We start from the raw sequence: 22393 nt of genomic DNA on the forward strand, positions 1-22393 counted from the left end.
ACAGCAAGGCATTGGTACATTTAGTGCAATTTTTGTCTTCTAATTCTTGCAGGATGAGCGAAGAGTATGTTTAAAAAACTTCGTGGCATGTTTTCAAACGACCTATCGATTGATTTAGGTACTGCCAATACCCTTATATATGTCAAAGGCCAAGGCATTGTTCTTGATGAGCCTTCAGTTGTAGCTATTCGCCAAGATCGTGTGGGTTCTGCAAAAAGTGTCGCTGCTGTGGGCCACGCTGCTAAGCAAATGCTTGGTCGTACGCCTGGTAACATTTCAGCGATCCGTCCAATGAAAGACGGCGTAATTGCTGATTTCTACGTAACGGAAAAAATGCTTCAGCACTTCATTAAACAAGTGCATGACAACAGTGTGCTTAAACCAAGTCCTCGCGTTTTGGTTTGTGTACCTTGTGGTTCAACGCAAGTTGAGCGTCGTGCTATCCGTGAATCTGCACTGGGTGCTGGTGCTCGTGAAGTTTACCTAATCGATGAGCCAATGGCGGCAGCGATTGGTGCTGGCCTACGCGTATCTGAGCCAACGGGTTCAATGGTTGTAGATATCGGTGGTGGTACTACTGAAGTTGCGGTTATCTCTCTAAACGGTGTGGTTTACTCATCTTCTGTACGTATCGGTGGTGACCGTTTTGATGAAGCGATCATCAACTACGTTCGTCGTAACTACGGTAGCTTGATCGGTGAAGCGACGGCAGAGAAGATCAAACATGAAATCGGTTCAGCTTACCCTGGCGATGAAGTAGAAGAGATCGAAGTACGTGGTCGCAACCTTGCTGAAGGTGTGCCTCGTAGCTTTAGCCTGAACTCAAATGAGATCCTTGAAGCACTTCAAGAGCCTCTATCTGGCATCGTATCTGCAGTAATGGTTGCACTTGAACAGTGTCCACCAGAGCTTGCTTCTGATATCTCAGAAAACGGCATGGTACTAACAGGTGGTGGTGCACTGCTTAAAGACCTTGATCGTCTGCTAACAGAAGAGACAGGCATTCCTGTTGTTGTTGCAGAAGAGCCACTAACGTGTGTTGCTCTAGGTGGCGGTAAAGCCCTAGAGATGATCGACATGCACGGCGGCGATCTGTTTAGCGAAGAATAATATCTAGTGTTAGGCTCTTTTATTATCTAGTTTTATGTAAAGAGCCTAGGACCTTGTCTATAGGATCAAATGTAGCTCTAGGATCAAATATAGAATGAAGCCAATTTTTGGTAGAGGTCCCTCTCTACAATTGCGCCTGTTTTTTGCTGTAATTTTATCAGCCAGCCTTATGCTGGCTGATAGTCGTTTAGATGCTTTCTCAAATGTCCGCTATCTATTGAACAGCATGGTTGCCCCAATTCAATATGCAGCAAACCTACCTCGTACGATGTTTGACGGTGTATACGACCGTTTTAGCACTCGTAAAGGGCTGATCGAATCAAACCATAAGATGAAGCGAGAAGTCTTGCGACTGAAGAGCGAACTTATTCTGCTTGAGCAATATCAAGAAGAAAATAAGCGCCTTCGTAAGCTATTAGGCTCCCCGTTTATACGTGATGAAAAGAAAGTCGTTACTGAAGTTATGGCCGTGGATACCTCTCCATATCGTCATCAAGTTGTGATCGATAAAGGTCAGATTGATGGGGTGTATGAAGGACAGCCGGTGATCAACGAGAAAGGTATTGTTGGTCAAGTGACGTTTGTTGCGGCTCACAATAGCCGAGTCTTGCTGCTGACGGATGCAAACAATGCGATTCCCGTCCAAGTTATCCGTAACGATATCCGTGTGATTGCTTCTGGTAATGGCATGATTGATGAAATTCAGCTAGAGCACATTCCAACCAGTACTGACATTCAGGAAGAAGATCTCTTGGTAACGTCAGGCCTTGGTGGTGTTTATCCAGAAGGTTACCCAGTCGCTTATGTTTCTAAGGTTGATTACGATCCGAAACGTGAGTTTGCGGTAATCAAAGCGGAACCTGTGGTTGAGTTTGATAAGCTTAGATATCTGCTGCTTGTGTGGCCTGACGAAAACAAACAGAAACAGACCGATCAATCCAACATAGAGCAAGCAATGTTAGAGGATGAAAATGGCCAATAGCGTTTTAAGAAGCAAGACAGTAATTGGCTGTTCATTATTGATCGCGCTTATTCTGCAAACCATTCCATGGCCGGGTAGTTTAGACCTGTTCAGGCCGTCTTGGTTACTGCTGGTTACTTGTTACTGGGTTCTGGCTTTACCTCATCGTGTTAATGTAGGCAGCGCTTTGATTCTGGGCCTTTTGTGGGACCTTTTGATTGGTTCGACATTAGGTATTCGAGGCATGATGATGGCAATAGTGATGTACATTGTTGCGTTAAACTTCCTCGTCATTCGTAATATGGCGCTGTGGCAACAAGCCATGATCATTGCAGCGTTAACGGTATTGTTTGAAGTACTGATATTCTTCGGTGAATATTTGATTCAAGATGTTGTCTTCAATCCATTATCGTTATGGAGTGCATTGATAAACTGTATACTTTGGCCTTGGATGTTCTTGTTGATGAGACGCGTACGTCGCCATTGGCATGTGAGGTAGCGTGACGATGGAAAAGAAACATTTAGTTTTGGCATCCGGTTCGCCGCGCCGCAAAGAATTACTATCTCAACTCGGTTATGAGTTTTCTGTCTTAGTCACCGATGTTGAAGAGTGTAAACACACTCAAGAAACCGCCGAAGAGTACGTTAAGCGACTATCTTTAGATAAAGCTCTAGCTGCGCTGTCTTTATTAACAACGAATCCTTCTGAAAAGCAGCATGTAGCTCCTAGTTCTGATACTGTAGTTGTTAGTTCTGATGCTATTTCTCTTGATTCTGAAATAGTGGTGCTTGGCTCTGACACTGTAGTGGTAAGCCAAGGGCAAGTACTCGAGAAACCCGCTGATTTTTCTGACTCTAAGCGTATGCTGACTCAGCTAGCGAATGAACGACATCAAGTGATGACGGCTGTTTCAGTGGTTTCACAAGAAAAACAAAAAACAGAAATCGTTATTACCGACGTATGGTTTAAACCCCTCAGTGAAAAAGAAATAGAACAATACTGGCAAACAGGGGAGCCATGCGATAAAGCCGGTAGCTATGGGATCCAAGGTTTGGGTGGGCGCTTTGTCACCCGAATCGAAGGTAGTTATTACGCCGTTGTCGGCTTACCTTTATTTGAAACGGACCAGCTACTGCAAGAATTCTTATAATTACTAATCTGAGGTGCACCATGAGTGCTGAATTGTTGCTGAACGTGACCCCGAGTGAAACTCGCGTGGCCATGATTGAAGGGGGAACTCTTCAAGAGATCCATATCGAACGAGACGCTCGACGCGGAATCGTAGGAAATATCTATAAAGGTCGCGTTAGTCGTGTTCTTCCGGGAATGCAGGCTGCGTTTGTGGATATCGGTCTTGAGAAAGCAGCTTTTCTACACGCCTCTGATATTGTCCCCCACACTGAATGTGTCGCTGAAAATGAAAAGAAGCAATTTCAGGTTCGCGATATTTCAGAGCTTGTTCGTCAAGGGCAAGACATTGTGGTTCAAGTCGTAAAAGACCCGCTTGGTACCAAAGGTGCTCGCCTAACCACTGATATCACTCTGCCATCTCGTTACCTCGTGTTTATGCCGGGAGCGAGTCACGTTGGTGTTTCTCAACGTATCGATAGCGAATCCGAGCGTAATCGTCTTAAGAAGGTCGTCTCCCATTACTGTGATGAGCATGGTGGATTTATTATCCGTACTGCTGCAGAAGGCGCTGATTCAAACGAACTCGCACAAGATGCGGCATTCCTGAAGCGTTTATGGCTCAAGGTATTGGAACGCCGTGGCAAGCATAAAGCGCGTACTCGTTTGTACGGCGAATTGTGTTTAAGTCAGCGTATCTTGCGTGACTTCGTGGGAACGGAACTGAGCAAGATTCAGGTCGATTCTCGCCTTGAGTATGAAAACCTAAAAGAGTTTACCTCTGAATATGTGCCTGAGCTGACTGATAAGCTTGAACTGTATGAAGGTGATAAGCCTATCTTTGATATGTACGATACTGAGAACGAAATTCAGCGTTCTCTGGATCGTAAAGTCGAGCTCAAGTCTGGTGGCTATCTGATCATCGACCAAACGGAAGCAATGACTACGGTTGATATCAATACCGGCGCGTTTGTTGGTCGTCGTAACTTAGAAGAGACGATTTTCAATACCAATGTAGAGGCGACACAAGCGATTGCTCGTCAGCTACGTTTACGTAACTTAGGCGGTATCATCATAATCGACTTTATCGATATGCTGTCGGAAGACCACCGTAAGCGAGTACTAACTTCTTTAGAGAGTGCATTAGACAAAGATCGTGTAAAGACCAACATTAATGGCTTCACACAGCTTGGTTTAGTAGAGATGACGCGTAAGCGCACTCGTGAAAGTATTGAGCATATTCTGTGTTCGAGTTGTCCTGCTTGTGAAGGTCGTGGCAGCGTGAAGACAGTTGAAACCGTTTGTTATGAGATACTTCGAGAGATCACTCGTGTCAACCGTGCCTACGATGCTGACAAGTTTGTGGTTTATGCTGCAGCAGCGGTTGCTGAAGCGCTAGAAGGCGATGAGTCTCATGCGCTTGCTGAGCTTGAAGTGTTTATTGGTAAACAAGTTAAAATCCAGGCTGAGCCTCTGTACATACAAGAGCAGTTTGATGTTGTTATGATGTAATGGAAATTTTGTGAGCTCAAGCGTTACTCTGATTCTACGTGCATGCTTATGGTTAGTGGTTACTCTCTTAGTAACGCTAGCCATTGCTGTTACTACACTGCGTGTAGCCTTACCCAATTTAAACAAGTATCAATCTGAAATTGAGCTTTGGGTAAATCAACATTCTGGTTTTGAGTTTTCTATTCAAGACGTGGGTGGTTTTTGGCGTAACACTCACCCCTCCATCGCGTTGCAAGGTGTAAAAGCCAGCCTTCCTAATGCAGAAGATGTAACCTTCTCTGTTGAGCGTGTTGAAGTCGAGTTTGACTTGATTCAATCGCTCGTTCAGATGCGTCCGGTTGTAGCCGATCTGGTTATGAATCAGATGTATCTTGATATCCGTTCTATTGACCTGTTTGCTGGGCAAAATGAGACAGATAAACCCAAAGACTCTGGCTCTTCTAAGCGAGTGGTGAATGAGCTCGATAACCTGCTGCTGAAAACATTGGTCGACGTCACCGCGAAAGATTCCACCATTTTGTATCGTGCTGTTTCTGATGAAGAGCGTCAGCTTGATATCGAAACTTTAAAGTGGCAGAACTCAGGTAAACACCACCTTGCAGAAGGCGTGGTGAGTATCAAAGACGCTAACCTCAACTCTTTGTCAGTAAGCGCTAACTTTATTGATGGCGGCTCACTCACTGATGTGACTGGTGAGTTTTATGTCAGTGCAGATAACATCTCTATAAAACCTTGGTTAACCCGTTACATGCAGGCGGAGTCTGGCATTGAAACGGGGACCTTGAGTCTAAATAGCTGGCTCACGCTACGTAATAGCAAGCCAGTCAGCGCCTACGTCGAAGTGCTGCCTTCAGAATTGACCTGGAACGAAGACGGTAAGCATGACTTGATGCTTGAATCAGGCGTGTTTAAGTTGTCTCCAATCGATGATGGCTGGCAAGTGAATGTTCACTCTCTTAACTTGAGAACCGATGACACGCCTTGGCCTGAGCTTGATGTAGCATTTAAATGGCAACAAGGTCCTTGGCTGCTTAACGTCTCTGAGCTTGATATTTCGACCATCACACCACTGATTAAGCTGCTGCCAGACTCAGAAGAGTCAACCAAGATGATAAATGTGCTGTCTCCGGGCGGTACGGTCTCTGATATTCGTCTATCGATGGAATCTGGTATCGAGAGCCTACGTTACTCCGCCAGTTTTTCTGATCTTGCGATTGAGCAATGGGATTTAGTACCGGGCTTTAGCCAAGTTTCTGGTAGCGTGTTCGGCTCTATGACCGAAGCAAAAGCCAGCCTACATGTTATTGACGATGTATTCCCGTATGGCGATGTTTTCCAAGCGCCTTTAAACATCAAGCAAGGTCAAGTTGATATTGTATGGCAGCAAGACGAGAGCGGCTGGAAGCTTTGGTCTGATAAAGTCACGGCAGCCACGCCAGATTTACAAGTGTTAGGTGCGTTTCGATTAGATTTCCCTAAAGATGCGAGCCCTTACTTATCATTTTATGGTGAAGCAGACGCTTACAACGTTGGCGAAACATGGCGTTACCTACCGACCTTAGCGCTTGGGCAAGACCTGACTGATTACCTATCTACTGCGATTCAGGCGGGTAAGGCTGATACGGTGAAGTTGCTGTGGCACGGTCAATTGGATAACTATCCGTACACCAATCACGATGGTATTTTTCAAGTTTGGGCTCGATTAGAGGACGCTAAATTTAGCTTTGATACCGCATGGCCGCCGATTACAGACCTGCAACTTGATCTATTGTTTGAGAATGATGCGATGCATCTCGATTCTCGCTCTGCACAATTAATGGATGTGACTGCCGATCGAATCACAGGTCGTATTCCTTATTTGGGTGAAGGCGGCCATATCGAGATAGAAGCAAAGGCCACCGCGTCAGGTAATGCGGTACGTGATTACATGACGGCTTCGCCACTGGTTGACTCCGTGGGTGCTGCGTTAACCGCACTTCAAGTGAGCGGTGATGTCTCTTCCGAATTCCAGCTTAATATCCCATTCGACTCTGATAAAGAAGCCAGAGCGTGGGGTTACGCTGACCTAAGCGGCAACCATGTTGAAATTGAAGCGCCACCAATGGTGTTAGAAAACACCACGGGTCGTATCGAGTTTGATAATGATGTTGTGACAGCGAATGGTTTAGCGGCAGACTTGCTTAAACAAGGCATCTCTATTGATTTTAAAGGGCAGAATGATGGCCCTGGCTATGCAGTTGATATTGACGTTCTGGGCGATTGGGATGTGAAACCTTTAGAGCCTTATATTGGAGAGCAATGGTTGAGTCGTCTATCTGGTCATGCGCAATGGCAAAGCCAGATTGATATCCAATTGAATGACATCGGCTTTACTTACCAATTAGATTTACAGTCTGACCTAAAATATCTCGCGAGCGATTACCCATACCCACTGGCGAAAAAGTCATTAGAGAGTGGTTCTGCAAGGCTACAAGCATCGGGTAACCAAGAAGCGATTACTGCGCGTTTGCAGTTGCCGAATACCAAGTACCAAGCTGAAATTGATATCACAGGTGATGTGCCTGAGTTAACCGCGACCAACCTAGTGCTAGGTCGAGGCGGCTATAAAATTAGCCCTGTGGTTGGGCACCATGCATTGATTCGTACGGATAAGTTTAATGCTGATGATTGGCTTTCGGTGATCATGGAGCCGGTACAGCCATCAACTGCTGTTTTAAGCCAAATGAACACACCAACAATTCCTGCTCCAAGTCGTGTGACTTTTGAAAGTAAAGAGCTGATTCTTGGTGGTATTGCTTGGAATGATGTTGATTTTAGTGCACGCAAGAATAAACAAGCTTGGCAAATGGAAGTATCGAGCCAAGAGTTAGAAGGGGATATTAACTATCTGCCTCCTTATGATTTAACCGTGTCATTGGATCGCTTGCACCTGTTTGTTCCTGAATGGAGTGATAAATCAAAGCAAGAGCCATTGCTGCAACGTAAAGAGCAAGAAGCACCGTTGATCTCTGAGTTGGATCGAAAGATTCATGATGTGATGCCGAATCTCAAGCTAACCCTGAATGACTTTTGGCTACAAGGCTATAAAGTTGGCAAAGTGGATTTTGAGCTGGCGAGAGAAGACAATCGCCTTGCGTGGAAGAAAATTCAGGTACGCAGTGGCGGCAACAAAGCAGATGTCAGTGGCTGGTGGGAATTGAATGGTGACAAGAGTCATTCTTCGCTGAAAGTTGATGTGGAAGGTGAAAACAACAGTGAGTTGATGGAGCGCTTTGGCATCACCTCGGGGATTCAAAAAGCACCATTTGAGCTAGAAGCTCAACTTGACTGGGACGGTTCACCTTGGGGTATTAAGATGGATACTCTAGATGGCGACGTAAAAACCAAGTTCGGTAAAGGTATTATTTCAGATGTGAGCGGGGCAGCTCGCTTACTTGGTTTGTTTAGCTTAGATTCGATCATCCGTAAAATGCAGCTCGATTTCTCTGATGTGTTTGATAAAGGCATGGCATTTAACAGTATTACAGGCTCGGGCAAGATTCAAAACGGTATATTCTTGACCAATGACCTGAACATGGATGCCGTGGCGGGAGAGATGAAGATCAAAGGTATCGCTAACCTAAATACTCGTCAGGTAGATGCAGAAGTAAACTTTACGCCAGATATCACGTCGGGTATTCCTGTACTGACAGCGTTTGCGGTAACGCCTCAAACAGCGTTGTATGTGTTGGCGGTAACTACGGTGATTTCACCGGTTGTTGAGGTCTTTACTCAGGTTAATTACTCGGTGAAAGGTCCTCTGGATTCACCAACGGTAAGTGAGCTTTCTCGTAGCTCTGGTGAGTTCCAACTTCCAGAAAATCTAAGAAAGTTGGCAGAGTAAAAGTAAGCCCTAATATACAGATAAATAGTGATTTCTGAATCATAATGAATGGAGAAGCAGTACACATGGATTGTGTTGGTTTGATTCAAATGACTTCGGGCCCAGACCCTGACTGTAACCTTGATTATCTCGCCCAAGAGGTAGCTAGGTGCAAAGCGTTAGGGGCTAAATGGGTCGTGTGCCCAGAGAATGCATTGGTATTTGGTAGCAAAGCTGATTACCACCAGTATGCTGAGTCCCTAAATGATGGCCCACTGCAGAAGAAGCTGGCTGAGTTAGCCAAGCTTCATCGCATTTGGATCATTGTGGGCAGTATGCCGATAAGCACAGCGAGAGGTGTCACTACCACGACTTTGGTGATAGACGACTTTGGCAGTTTAGTGGCTCACTACGACAAGCTACACATGTTCGATGTTGATGTCGCCGATGCTCGCAAGTGCTATCGAGAGTCTGATATTTTCACTCCGGGTGACCGAGTTGTGACAACAGAAACGCCTTTTGGTCACTTAGGTTTAAGTATTTGTTATGATGTGCGCTTTCCTCACTTGTATTCAGAGTTACGCAAGCAAGGCGCGCAGATCATAGTGGTACCAGCGGCGTTTACTGCGGTAACCGGTCAGGCGCATTGGGAAGCACTGTTAAGATGCCGGGCAATCGAAACACAATCGTGGATTGTTGCGGTAGGGCAAGGTGGTAAGCACCCTTGCCAAAGAGAAACATGGGGACACTCTATGGTGGTTGATCCCTGGGGAAGAGTGGTCGCACAGTTAGACCAAGATCCTAAAAGTATGGTTGTCGAGATAGACACATCCAGTTGTGAATCCATTAGGCAAAATATGCCAATCACACAACACACTCGATTTACCAATCAATTTTAATTACAAACAAGAGCCATCTATGAGCATTAATCAAATTGAAGAAGCGCTACTGAACCCAACAGGGCTTACGGAGCAAAATATCGCAGATACATTGGCGAGTATTGCTACCCGCCAAATTGATTATGCTGATATCTACTTTCAGTCAAGCTGGCATGAATCTTTGGTGCTTGAAGATAGCATTATTAAAGACGGCTCTTTCAATATCGATTGCGGTGTTGGCGTTCGTGCAGTATCAGGAGAAAAGACCGGCTTTGCTTACTCTGACCAAATCCAACTGGATGGTCTAAAGCAAAGCGCGATTGCAGCTCGTGGTATCGCGAAGCAAGGTCAAAACGGAAAGGTGCAGGCCTTCAAGCGTAACTCCAACCAAACTTACTATGATGCAGTTAACCCGCTAGCAAGCTGGGAAAAACAGCAAAAAACAGAACTTCTTAAGTCATTGGACGCTTACATTCGCACTAAAGAACCTATGGTGACGGAAGTTTCAGTAAGCTTAAGTGGTGTGCATGAGCAGATGCTGGTTGCTGCGACGGATGGCACCTACGCAGGCGATATTCGTCCGCTTGTTCGTCTATCAATCAGTGTACTTGCACAGAAAGGCGATCGCCGTGAGCGTGGTAGTGCTGGTGGTGGTGGCCGTTTTGGTTACGACTTCTTCCTAAGCGATGACAAAGGTACTCAAGTTGCTTACCAATTTGCTGATGAAGCGATTCGCCAAGCGCTTGTTAACCTTGAAGCCGTTGCCGCGCCTGCTGGTGCAATGCCTGTGGTTCTTGGTTCTGGTTGGCCGGGCGTTCTACTGCACGAAGCGGTAGGTCACGGTTTAGAAGGTGACTTCAACCGTAAAGAGTCTTCAGTATTCTCTGGTAAAGTTGGTGAACAAGTTACTTCAAGCTTATGTACGATTGTCGATGACGGTACATTGACTGACCTTCGTGGTTCATTGAACGTCGATGATGAAGGTGTTAACGGTCAGTACAACACGTTGATCGAAAACGGTATCTTAAAAGGTTACATGCAAGACAAGCTGAACGCTCGTTTAATGGGTGTTGCACCAACCGGTAACGGTCGTCGTGAGTCTTACGCGCATCTTCCAATGCCGCGTATGACGAACACCTACATGCTACCGGGTGAGCACACACCAGAAGAGATTATTGCGACAGTCGATAAAGGTATCTACGCACCAAACTTCGGTGGTGGTCAGGTAGATATTACGTCTGGTAAGTTTGTATTCTCAGCTTCTGAAGCCTACATGATTGAGAACGGTAAGATCACTCATCCCGTTAAGGGCGCAACACTGATCGGCTCTGGTATCGAAGCGATGCAGCAGGTGTCTATGGTGGGTAACGATCTAAGTATCGACCGTGGTGTTGGTGTATGTGGCAAGGCTGGTCAAAGCGTGCCAGTGGGTGTTGGTCAACCAACATTGAAGCTAGATTCGTTAACGGTTGGTGGTACTGAGTAAATCAGGCTCGCTGAAGCAACGTTAGCACAAAAATAGAATTGAAAAGCGCCTCCATTGTGAGGCGCTTTTTGTTTTTAAAGGAGGGGGGAGTAATAGCAAAAAGTGATTACATGTTCTCTTCCGCAAACTCTGCCAGTCGGCTACGTACCACGCCATTGAGGTGGATATTGGCGCTGCCTTCGAAGTTTTTAAAACGCTCAACCATGTAGGTTAAACCTGAAGTTACAGGGGTTAGGTAAGACGAATCGATTTGCGCTAGGTTCCCTGAGCAGACAATCTTGGTGCCTTCACCACAACGGGTGATGATGGTTTTGATTTGTGAAGCAGTCAGGTTTTGACACTCATCGAGAAGCACAAACGCATTCTGGATGGAACGGCCGCGCATGAAGTTGATCGACTTGAACTGGATATTGGCTTTATCACAGATGTACTTCATTGACCCTTCGGTGCAGTGGTCGTTTTTGTGCAGCGCTTCCAATGTATCGGTGACGGCGGCCAACCAAGGCAGCATCTTCTCTTCCTCAGTACCAGGAAGGAAGCCAATAGACTCACCAATGTCAGGCGTGTTTCGGGTGACGATGATCTTATCGAACTGTTTACGCTCAATGGTTTGCTCAAGTGCTGCGGCCATCGCGAGCAGTGTTTTACCACTACCTGCCGCGCCAGTTAGGATCACCAGGTCAATATCTGGGTCGAGTAGCGCATCAATTGCCATTCCCTGATAAATATTCTTAGGTGTGATGTCCCAGGCTCTGCGATTCATTAGGCGTTCACGGCTTAAGTCTCTGAGTGTGACGGTTTCGGTATCAATCTCTTCAACTCTTGCTGCAAAGTCGCTCTCTTCATCAATCACATATTGGTTGAGGAAGGTAGGTTCGAAAGGCTCTCTTGCTAACGTATGGAAGGTTTTGCCAGCTAAGGTCTTACTTTCCACATTGTCGATACCATCCCAAAATGCGCCCTCAAGTTGTTGGAAACCTTTGGTGAGGTATTGGATATCATCGATGAGTTGGTCGGTTTGATAATCTTCAACGAAGCGTACGCCCGCGCCTTTTGCACGTAAACGCATGTTGATGTCTTTGGTGATGAGAACCACTTCACGTGGCGCACGTTTATTTTGAAGGTAGAGTACAGCGTTGAGGATTCGGTTATCGCCTGCCTTGTCGTCGGCAAAGGCTTTGATGCTTTCTTGAAGTTCGTAATCGGCGAGTATTGAGATACTGCCTGAGGCCTTAATGTCTTTAGTAAAAGGGATGCCTTCCGATATTTGGTCTGGTGTGGCTTCCCTGAATAAATCTTCGAGAGTTCGAATCGCAATTCTCGCATCTCGTGCAACGTCCCTCTTACTGTCTTTGATTCTGTCTAGTTCTTCTAGCACTGTCATGGGGATAACGACATCGTGCTCTTGGAAAGAAAATATAGCGAAGGGTTCGTGAAGTAGGATATTGGTGTCTAAAACAAATAGCTTCCGGTTGGTCTCGCCCATAGCATCTCCTTGCCGCGTGCGGCTTGCTTTGCATCGATTGAACGTAGATTAAGCTCACTTAAAGGTTAGTCTCTCATTCTGGTGATAGTCAACTGCTCACCTAAAGTTCAACGAGAGAAATATTGCCATATTGTGATCGGTGAACATGGCGTGTTCACTAACGGCAGCAATCTACTACCAATAGGTTAACCATGTTTTTTTGACAGTTTGATTGCATTGGCGAAAACAGAAAAAAAGCATGAAATCATCTCCTTTAGACGTGACCTAAATCACAGCATCGAGTAAGATTAGCGACCTTTTTCTGCACCATTTTCTCGAGATATTTATTATCTAGAGCGCACTTAAAAAGTGGCTGCAAACTAGGCATTTTTGGCTATATTTTTAGTTCAAGAGCAGTAAGATTCTTGTTTCAAATATCAGTTAAAAAGACCAAATTCCAACTATAAGATTGAGGTAGTCGATTCATGACATTTGCTTTGGGGCAACGCTGGATAAGCGATACGGAGAGCGATTTAGGTTTAGGTACCGTTGTAGCAATGGATGCTCGCACAGTGACACTAATGTTTGCAGCATCAGAAGAAAACCGTGTGTATGCACGTACGGATGCTCCCGTAACCCGAGTAACGTTTAATGTGGGCGATGTCATCGAATGCCAAGAAGGTTGGTCTTTGTCTGTCGAAGAAGTTATCGAAGATAAAGGGTTACTAACCTACCTAGGTACACGCGAAGATACCCAAGAATCAGAAGTGACTCTGCGTGAAATCTTTTTAAGCAACCAGATTCGTTTTAATAAGCCACAAGATAAACTGTACGCAGGTCAAATCGACCGTATGGATAACTTCGTGTTGCGTTACCGTGCACTAAGCAATCAATACCAACAGCACAAGAGCCCAATGCGTGGCTTGTGTGGTATGCGTGCTGGCCTAATTCCTCACCAGTTGTATATCGCTCATGAAGTTGGCCGCCGTCATGCGCCACGTGTTTTGCTAGCCGATGAAGTTGGCCTAGGTAAAACCATCGAAGCGGGTATGATCATCCATCAACAGGTGTTGTCTGGTCGTGCGGAACGTATCTTGATTGTGGTGCCTGAAACACTACAACACCAATGGCTAGTTGAGATGATGCGTCGTTTCAATCTGCACTTTTCTATCTTTGATGAAGAGCGTTGTATTGAAGCCTTTGCAGAATCAGATAACCCATTTGATACCCAGCAATACGTTCTGTGTTCGTTAGATTTCTTACGTAAGAGTCGCAAGCGCTATGAGCAAGCACTTGAAGGTGAGTGGGATCTATTGGTTGTCGATGAAGCGCACCACCTTGAGTGGAGCCAAGACAAGCCAAGCCGCGAATACCAAGTGGTAGAAGGCTTAGCAGAAAATACTCCTGGTGTGCTTTTGCTGACAGCGACTCCTGAGCAATTGGGCCGTGAGAGTCACTTTGCACGTCTGCGTCTATTGGATCCTGACCGCTTCTACGATTACGAAGCCTTCGTTGAAGAAGAAGATCAATACGCACCGGTTGCTGATGCTGTTACCGCACTATTCTCAGGCGTGAAACTTGAAGACAGCGCGAAGAATCAGATTACAGAGCTGCTTTCTGAGCAAGATGTTGAGCCTCTATTCCGCGTTATCGAAGGTGATAGCAGCGAAGAAGAGCAAGCATTAGCTCGTCAAGAACTGATTGATAACCTTATGGATCGCCATGGTACTGGTCGTGTTCTATTTAGAAATACACGTGCCGCTATCAAAGGCTTCCCTAAGCGTAACGTCAATCTACTGCCGATGGATATTCCAACGCAGTACACCACGTCGATGCGTGTATCAGGCATGATCGGTGGCAAGATGGCACCAGAAGCTCGTGCGATGAAGATGCTTTATCCAGAAGAGATCTTCCAAGAGTTTGAAGGTGAAGACTCAAGCTGGTGGCAGTTCGATTCACGTGTTAACTGGCTGATTGAAAAGATCCAAGACAAGCGAAGCGAAAAAATCTTAGTGATCGCATCACGTGCAAGTACTGCTCTTCAATTAGAGCAAGCACTACGTGAGCGTGAAGGTGTACGTGCAACCGTATTCCACGAAGGCATGTCGATTCTAGAGCGTGATAAAGCAGCGGCTTATTTTGCTCAAGAAGAGGGCGGTGCTCAGGTTCTTATCTGTAGTGAAATCGGCTCTGAAGGCCGTAACTTCCAGTTCGCTAACCAGTTAGTGATGTTTGATCTTCCGTTCAACCCAGACTTGCTTGAGCAACGTATTGGTCGTTTGGATCGTATTGGTCAACAGCGTGATATCGATATTCATGTTCCTTACTTGAAAGGCACATCACAAGCGATCCTAGCGCGTTGGTTTGACGAAGGTCTGAATGCATTTGCGGAAACTTGTCCAACAGGTCGCACAGTTTATGACAAGTATTCAGACGTGCTGATCGAGATGCTAGCTTCTGGTAACACAGAGCAGCTTGATGAAGTGATCGAAGAGTCAGCAAAGCTAAATCAAAGCCTAAAAGCGGATCTAGAAAAAGGCCGAGATCGCCTACTAGAGATGCACTCAAACGGCGGTGATAAAGCGCACGAGATTGCAGAGAAGATCGCATCAACTGATGGCGATACTAACCTAGTTACTTTTGCATTGAGCTTGTTCGATACCATTGGTTTGAACCAAGACGACAAAGGTGAAAATGCGCTAGTAGTAACGCCATCTGAGCACATGATGGTACCAAGCTACCCAGGCTTACCTTATGAAGGTGCAACTATCACGTTCGACCGTGATACAGCGCTTTCTCGTGAAGACATGAACTTCATTAGTTGGGAACACCCAATGATTCAGGGTGGTATTGATTTACTACTTAGCGAAGGGGTGGGTACTTCTGCGGTATCACTACTTAAGAACAAAGCGCTGCCGGTTGGTACTATCTTGCTTGAACTGGTTTACCTGGTGGATGCACAAGCACCAAGACGCAGTGGTATCAGCCAGTTCTTACCTAAGACTCCGATTCGCTTGATGATGGATGGCCGTGGTAACGACCTATCTTCTCAGGTTGAATTTGATAGTTTTAACCGCCAGTTGAGCCCGGTGAACCGTCATCTAGCAAGTAAGTTAGTTAACTCGGTACAAGGCGAAATTCACAAGCTAATCGAAGCGGGTGAGGCCCAAGTTCTTCCTAAAGTTGAAGAAGTGCGTCAGCAAGCGCAAAGAGATATGCAGACAAACCTCAACGGTGAACTAGAGCGTCTACAAGCTCTGAAAGCGGTGAACCCGAACATTCGTGATGAAGAGTTAGAAGTTATCGAAGCTCAGATTAACGAACTGACCGGCTACATCAGCAAAGCTCAGGTTCAACTAGACTCGCTACGCTTGATTGTAGTTTCTCACAATTAATATTAGCTAGTCCGTGAACAACAAATAAGGCCTTCACCATGAAGGCCTTATTTTTATCTCGAGTTTGTAGATGGTGGTGATTGGAGGGTTACATCAACCATTTCCACCAAACAAATACGGCTAAGAAACCGAACAAGTAAACTAGGCCTGCGACAGACAGCCATTTTAGTTTGCTGCCAATGGCTAACGCTTCTGGAAGCTTAGCTTTGTTCACCAAGATGAAATTAAGCAGCGCGAAGAATGGCGTCGTTGCGAAAGCAAGTACCATTGCGAAATCCAGCATTGGCATCAACGCAGCGCTGAAGAACATCACAATCGCGAGTGCGGCGATAGAGACAATGATAATCCAGCCTTGTAGCATGCGCGGGCTCGACTCTTTGTTGAATAACAGACGTTGTGATTCCGCGAGTACACGAGAGTAGCCGTCGATAACCGTAATCGTGCTACCAAAGATACAGAAGAAAGCGATAATGGCGATGAGTGGTCGTGACCATTCACCAATCGTCGATGCGTAAATACCAACTAACTGGTGAGTAAAGCCTACACCAGAGCGAGACAGTTCCACGCCTGAACCGTGAAGTACCAGCGCGCCTAAAGCGACAAATACTAAAGCAAGCAGTGCCGTACCAATGTAGCCGACGTTAAAGTCGAATAAAGCAGATTGAGCAGTGACTTCTTGTTTCTCTTTTTGGCTTTTTAGCCACATAGAGGTGATGCTTGAAATCTCGATAGGGGCAGGCATCCACCCCATGGTCACCACGATAAAGCCAATTGCTGCCAATGACCAAGGTGATGGTGGAACAAAAGCAGCATCCGGTTCGACAGGTGAGCCGATAGCAATGGCGACAGCGGCTAGAGTGGTGATCGTAAGGATCGCCATGATCGCTTTTGAAAGGGTGTCCAGAGCACGATAGTGTCCTGCAAATAAGATGATCAAGCAGGTCGCAAGTACGATCATACAAAGCGTGCTGGTGGCTAGCTCAAAAGGAATGAAGTAGCTAAGCAAACTCGCACTAAACAGCAGTAGTGCGGCTGTGTTTACGACGGCTGAAATAGCACTTAGTATCGAAAAGATCACTAGGTAAGGGCGGCCTAGGTTTGAGTAACCCTCAACCAAGCTTTGTCCTGTACCAAGCGTGTATTGGATGCCGGCACGAAAGAATGGGTACTTGAATAGGTTTACTAAGATGATCAATGCAGCGAGCTGCCAACCATAGATGGCTCCGGCTTTGGTTGAGGCAACTAAGTGTGAACCGCCGACTGCCGCTGCAGCCATCATAATACCCGGGCCAAGAGATTTAATTAAACTGGATAGGGGAGCTGAGGTTTTTGTTGTGGTTGTTTTAACCGTACTGTCCATCATTGTTCCTTTGATGTTGGCTTGTTATTTTCCGTTACCCTATCAATACCATGTTTTGTAAACTCGTCAACTTTTATGTACGAAAACATTAAAAATTGTATTTATTAATAAACGAATTAACTGTGAATTATTTGTTCACTAGTAAATAAGAGGCTTCAATGGCGCTAGAGCAGTACACACCACCACGCGAACCTTGGATTGATATTGTTTATCAAGATGATGACATTCTGGTGGTGAACAAGCCTGCGGGGTTACTTTCAGTACCGGGCAGGTTGCCAGAGCATTACGACAGCATGTGGAGTCGTTTGGTAGAGGAGTTCGTTGATATTCAAGTGGTGCACCGTTTGGATATGTCGACCTCAGGCTTGATGTTGCTGGCTAAGCACAAGCAGGCAGAACGTCACTTGAAGAAGCAGTTCCAATATCGCCTGACACACAAACTGTATTACGCACGCGTATGGGGAGCGGTTGAACAAAAATCAGGATTGATCGATCTGCCACTCATCTGTGATTGGCCAAATCGCCCTAAGCAGAAAGTCTGTTTTGAAGACGGCAAACCATCACAAACTCGTTATGTGGTAGAGCAGCAAGAACCCCAAACGACTTTACTTAAGTTACTGCCAATTACCGGGCGTTCTCACCAATTGAGAGTGCACTGCATGGAAATAGGTGCACCGATTGTGGGCGATGAGTTTTACGCAACTCCAGAAGCGTTTGAATACAGTGATAGGCTAGCTTTGCATGCGTGTGAGTTGAGCTTTTATCATCCAGCGAATAATCAGCTGTTCAAAGCCTTTGTTCCCTGTGACTTTTATCCTCAAGCATCCCCACAAATCGAACAGCACTTTGAAATTGCGTCTGAGCTTTCAGACTACAGTAAGCTAAAAGCTTAGAATGGACTGACTAATAGGTTTAACCAAGGAAGAAGAATGCCAACGTTGAAAGTCGTGTTTCTCGATAGAGCGACCATCCCGTCTCAAATTCATTTAAAACCTCTGAGCTTTGAGCATGAATGGGTGGAGTATGATTTCACGGCTCCTGAGCAAGTATCGGAGCGAGTTGAAGAAGCTGATGTGGTGATCACTAACAAGGTGGTGCTCAATGAGTCGAATCTAGCTAGTGCGAAAAAGCTCAAGTTGATCGCGGTTTCGGCGACCGGAGTCAACAATGTCGATGTGGAATACTGCAAATCTAAAAACATTGCAGTGGCAAACGTACAAGGCTACGCGACGCAATCGGTTCCTGAGCATGTCATCGCAATGCTATTCGCTCTTAAACGAAACCTTGTTGGTTATCACAAAGACATTGAGGCGGGTGAGTGGCAAAAGGACAAGCAGTTCTGCTTCTTTACTCATCCGATTCAAGATGTGGCTGGCAGTACATTGGGTTTAATGGGCAGTGGCAGCTTAGGTCAAGCCACCGCAATGTTAGCCAAAGCGATTGGTATGAAGGTGATGTTTGCCGAGCGAAAAGGAGCAGAGTCTTGTCGAGAAGGGTATCTGCCTTTTGATACGGTATTGCAGCAAGCGGATGCGATCAGTCTACACTGCCCATTGACTGATGCGACCCCAAATCTGATTTCAGAGCGAGAGCTTACAATGATGAAATCGAGCGCGGTATTAATTAATGCCGGGCGCGGTGGATTAGTAGATGAGCAAGCCCTAGTTGAGGCTTTGAAAAAACATGAGATTGCAGGCGCAGGTATGGATGTGTTTACACAAGAGCCAGCCGACAACTCAAATCCACTATTGGCTAATAGCCACTTACCGAACTTACTGCTGACACCTCATGTGGCGTGGGGCAGCGACAGCTCGATTCAAAAACTGTCTGATATCTTAATGGATAATATTGATGGCTTTATTGCGGGTAGCCTGCAAAACATAGTGAATTGACTCTAAAGCTATGTAGCATGAATTAAAACACAAAAGGTTGGCCTGTAGGCCAACCTTTTTAGATGGTGTGTCGATTAAATGACTTAACCTTGCGGTTTAACCACCAATACATTGATTGGTGAGTTCTGTACTACTTTGCTTGCAACTGAGCCAAGTACCACTTTGTCGATTTTTGAACGCTTATGGCTAGGCATCACGATAAGGTCGGCGCCAAGCTTTTCTGCGTAATCAAGAATCGTCGCGTAGGTTTTACCTTCAGCAACATGAACTTTGTAAACCACTTCATCGTCGATGTGTTTGTCGGCGAACTCTTTCAGCTGATTTTTAACATCCAGCTTCATTTGGTTCGCTGCATCTTTCGGGAAGTAAGACGCCACCATCGACATGTGAATGCCTGGTAGTACGTTCAGAATATGGATTTCAGCATTGCTGTGTTTTGCGTGCCATACCGCTAGTTCGACTGCTTTATCAGAAAAGCCTTTGTCATTAAGATCAACAGGAACAAGGATTTGTTTATACATGTATTCGTCTCTTTTTAATCAGTGCCAAGCTCTCACTTAGCACTGTAATTATCCTTTCCATGTAATAAAGCTAAATAGCGTTAAGCACTACTCAGCCTTATCCATTACGCGCTAATCTCACCCTTACGAGCACGTCTTCTTTGGTTCATCGCTAAACCAATCAAAATGATCAGAGCTGGTAAGAATACCCACTCTTTCATTGGTCGATCTGCATCTTGGATAACCGATTTGATTTCCCAATCGAAATCAATACCAGCCGCTTCTGCTGGGCTACCGAACTCGACCATATCAACAATCATCTTGCCTTCTGATTCAGTCAGCATTAGACCCATAGAGGCAATACGATCTTTACTTGAGGTCGCAGAATCTTCAAACGGTAGGCGAACTGTCTTTTCAGAATAGTCACCTTCTAAGTTTTCGCCACCCACTCTAAGTTCAAGTGATTGTCCCACATCCAGCTTTTCCGTGATTTGAGCAATATCAACTCCAGGTGAAAGAACTTTCTCTGGGTAAATCATGTCCCACCAGAAGCCAGGGCGGAAGAAAGTGAAGGTTAATGCAATAAGCAGCACCGTTTCCCACCACTTGTTCTTAGTGAACCACCAACCTTGTGTTGCAGCTGCGAAGATAAGTACCGCAGTTACAGATGAGAAGATAGTCAGTGCTAAGTGCCACCAAGAATCAATGCCCATCAGCAGTAGCTGAGTGTTGAAGATGAACATGAACGGCAAGATTGCGGTACGGATATCGTAGGTGAAGCCTTGGATACCAGTGCGAATCGGGTCTGATTTCGCAATTGCCGCTGCAGCAAAGGCCGCAAGACCTACAGGAGGTGTATCATCCGCAAGAATACCGAAGTAGAACACGAATAAGTGCACCGCAATCAGTGGAATGATAAGGCCGTGTGCAGCACCTAGAGTCACAATTACTGGTGCCATCAGTGTCGATACAACGATGTAGTTTGCTGTGGTTGGTAAGCCCATACCCAGGATCAAGCTGATTACCGCAGTAAATAGCAGCATAAGGATGATGCTACCGCCTGAGATAAACTCAACGAAGTCAGTCATTACAAGACCGATACCCGTTAGCGTCACCACGCCTACAACAGTACCAGCAGCCGCTGTCGCCACACCGATGCCGATCATGTTACGTGCACCTGACACCAGGCTTTCAGCCAGATCAACGAAACCAGCTTTGGTTTGTTCTGCAAGATCGTCTGATTTGTTCATCAGAGTCATCAAAGGACGCTGGGTGATCAAGATGAAGATCATGAACACTGTTGCCCAGAATGCAGATAGGCCAGGTGAGAAACGTTCAACCGTCAGACACCAAACTAGCACGACGATAGGCAGTAGGAAGTGTAAACCTGATTTAATTGTTGGGCCTGGATCTGGAACTTCTTTTAGATCCGCATCGATTTCCATGCCACCTTCAGCTGCGTATTTTGCAGATACGCGAACCAGAGCAACATAAGCGATTAATAGCGCCACAGTAACGATTGGTGTTGCTGCTTCGCCAAATACATCTTTCGTCCAACCGACACCGTAGTAAACCGCGGCACTGATAACACATAGACCTAAAATGGTCCCAGTGAAAGAGAGTAGGCTTTGTACAATAGTTGGTGTGTGACGACGAGGTAGGCCAGTCATGCCTGCTTTACATGCTTCTAGGTGAACAATGTAAATCAGAGCGACGTAAGAGATCAGAGCCGGCAGTAGCGCCGCCTTGATAACTTCCACATACGAAATACCCACATATTCCACCATCAGGAATGCGGCAGCACCCATGATAGGTGGTGTAAGCTGACCATTGGTTGAAGCCGCAACTTCTACCGCGCCTGCTTTTGTTCCAGGGAAACCAACACGCTTCATCAGTGGAATGGTGAAGGTACCAGTGGTTACTACGTTAGCAATCGAAGAGCCAGAAACCAGGCCAGATAAGCCAGAAGCCACAACGGCTGCTTTTGCAGGACCGCCTTTCATGTGACCAAGCAATGAGAATGCGACCTTGATGAAGTAAGCACCTGCGCCCGCGCGCTCGAGCATTGCACCAAACAGTACAAACAAGAATACGAATGACGTTGAAACGCCCAGTGCTACTCCGAATACACCCTCAGTTGTTAGCCACAAGTGAGACATTGCCTTGTTCAGGCTCGCACCTTTGTGGGCGATAACGTCTGGCATGTGTGGGCCACCAAAGGTGTAAAGTAGGAATACTGCTGCCACAACCATAAGAGGTGGACCTAAAGCGCGTCGTGTTGCTTCAAGCAGTAGAACCATACCAAACACAGCGGCAACAATATCGAATGTTGTTGGCGCACCTGAGCGGCCAGCAAGTTCTGTGTAGAAAATATAGATATAAGAAGCTGAAAAACTACCTGCAAGCGCTAATATCCAGTCGACTGCTGGGATGTAGTCCCGTGGCGAGTTTTTCATAGCTGGATAAGCGGTAAAAGCTAGGAAAATAGCAAAGGTAAGGTGAATTGCTCGAGCTTCGGTGTCGTTTAGAATTCCGAAGTTAAAAATGAACGGCAGCGGAGATGCATACCAAAGTTGGAACAGTGACCAACATAGAGGCACAAACCATAAAATACGGCCTTGAATACCGCGAGGGCTACGCGCACCAGTGTCTGATTGTGCCACCATTTCTTGCACATCTGGAGACGGTGATGTTGTCTGCGTCATGTACTTTATCCTTATTATTGATGGTCTGCCTTTCTTACGAACAACGAGACGTTATTTCTTTCCTATCTAGTGTAGTGAATGGATAGGGAAATGCGTTTTTTGTTCGTCTTTGTCTTAGGCTTGATACGAAGGTAAGTT

Annotated in this window: 15 protein-coding genes; 11 read left to right on the forward strand and 4 right to left on the reverse strand. The window is 45.9% G+C overall.

What is annotated here, in order from left to right:
* Positions 1–66 precede the first annotated feature (66 nt).
* The 8 genes from JC606_RS04135 to tldD all read left to right on the forward strand — a co-directional run bounded on the left by JC606_RS04135 (position 67) and on the right by tldD (position 10938).
* Positions 67–1110, forward strand: a complete 1044-nt coding sequence (locus JC606_RS04135) for a rod shape-determining protein (RefSeq protein WP_004740843.1) — start codon at positions 67–69, stop codon at positions 1108–1110.
* Between the two features lie 94 nt (positions 1111–1204).
* Positions 1205–2092 carry a rod shape-determining protein MreC gene (gene mreC, locus JC606_RS04140; protein ID WP_004740842.1) on the forward strand — a complete coding sequence of 296 codons (888 nt, stop codon included), beginning with the start codon at positions 1205–1207 and terminating at the stop codon, positions 2090–2092.
* A complete protein-coding gene (gene mreD / locus JC606_RS04145; protein ID WP_032498535.1) occupies positions 2082–2570 on the forward strand; it encodes a rod shape-determining protein MreD in 489 nt (162 codons plus the stop codon). The genes mreC and mreD overlap by 11 nt, the downstream gene beginning before the upstream one ends.
* A gap of 7 nt (positions 2571–2577) precedes the next feature.
* A complete protein-coding gene (locus tag JC606_RS04150; RefSeq protein ID WP_137407215.1) occupies positions 2578–3222 on the forward strand; it encodes a Maf family protein in 645 nt (214 codons plus the stop codon).
* A gap of 20 nt (positions 3223–3242) precedes the next feature.
* The gene (rng, locus tag JC606_RS04155) at positions 3243–4712 is read left to right on the forward strand and encodes a ribonuclease G (protein WP_004740839.1); all 1470 of its coding nucleotides are present in this window, start codon (positions 3243–3245) and stop codon (positions 4710–4712) included.
* A 10-nt stretch (positions 4713–4722) separates the two neighbouring features.
* Positions 4723–8595, forward strand: a complete 3873-nt coding sequence (locus tag JC606_RS04160) for a YhdP family protein (protein ID WP_198778076.1) — start codon at positions 4723–4725, stop codon at positions 8593–8595.
* A gap of 65 nt (positions 8596–8660) precedes the next feature.
* Entirely contained in the window at positions 8661–9473 is an 813-nt protein-coding gene (locus tag JC606_RS04165; RefSeq protein ID WP_137407236.1) for a carbon-nitrogen hydrolase family protein, read from the forward strand.
* Between the two features lie 19 nt (positions 9474–9492).
* Positions 9493–10938: a metalloprotease TldD gene (tldD, locus tag JC606_RS04170; protein ID WP_017630734.1), complete on the forward strand. Its 1446-nt coding sequence runs from the start codon at positions 9493–9495 to the stop codon at positions 10936–10938.
* A gap of 106 nt (positions 10939–11044) precedes the next feature.
* Here the strand turns inward: tldD and JC606_RS04175 are convergent, their stop codons facing one another.
* Positions 11045–12424, reverse strand: a complete 1380-nt coding sequence (locus JC606_RS04175) for a PhoH family protein (RefSeq protein WP_102424041.1) — start codon at positions 12422–12424, stop codon at positions 11045–11047.
* Positions 12425–12888: 464 nt separating this feature from the next.
* Here JC606_RS04175 and rapA point away from each other — a divergent pair, with 464 nt between their 5' ends.
* The gene (gene rapA, locus JC606_RS04180; protein WP_198778077.1) at positions 12889–15798 is read left to right on the forward strand and encodes an RNA polymerase-associated protein RapA; all 2910 of its coding nucleotides are present in this window, start codon (positions 12889–12891) and stop codon (positions 15796–15798) included.
* A gap of 88 nt (positions 15799–15886) precedes the next feature.
* Here rapA and JC606_RS04185 read toward each other — a convergent pair whose 3' ends face one another.
* On the reverse strand, positions 15887–17158 hold the full coding sequence (locus JC606_RS04185) for an NRAMP family divalent metal transporter (RefSeq protein WP_105059031.1): 1272 nt from the start codon (positions 17156–17158) through the stop codon (positions 15887–15889).
* 158 nt (positions 17159–17316) lie between these two features.
* On the opposite strand from JC606_RS04185, the gene JC606_RS04190 reads away from it, so the two are divergent.
* Both JC606_RS04190 and JC606_RS04195 read left to right on the forward strand, forming a co-directional pair.
* Positions 17317–18051 (forward strand): pseudouridine synthase, encoded by a 735-nt coding sequence (locus tag JC606_RS04190; protein WP_198778078.1) that lies wholly within the window; start codon positions 17317–17319, stop codon positions 18049–18051.
* Between the two features lie 36 nt (positions 18052–18087).
* The gene (locus tag JC606_RS04195) at positions 18088–19050 is read left to right on the forward strand and encodes a D-2-hydroxyacid dehydrogenase (protein ID WP_137407211.1); all 963 of its coding nucleotides are present in this window, start codon (positions 18088–18090) and stop codon (positions 19048–19050) included.
* 83 nt (positions 19051–19133) lie between these two features.
* Here the strand turns inward: JC606_RS04195 and JC606_RS04200 are convergent, their stop codons facing one another.
* Entirely contained in the window at positions 19134–19571 is a 438-nt protein-coding gene (locus JC606_RS04200; RefSeq protein ID WP_004740830.1) for a universal stress protein, read from the reverse strand.
* Between the two features lie 104 nt (positions 19572–19675).
* The gene (locus JC606_RS04205) at positions 19676–22255 is read right to left on the reverse strand and encodes a TRAP transporter permease (protein WP_198778079.1); all 2580 of its coding nucleotides are present in this window, start codon (positions 22253–22255) and stop codon (positions 19676–19678) included.
* Positions 22256–22393 lie beyond the last annotated feature (138 nt).

Origin of the sequence: Vibrio sp. IB15, from assembly GCF_016406055.1 — a bacterium.
GTDB lineage: Bacteria > Pseudomonadota > Gammaproteobacteria > Enterobacterales > Vibrionaceae > Vibrio > Vibrio chagasii.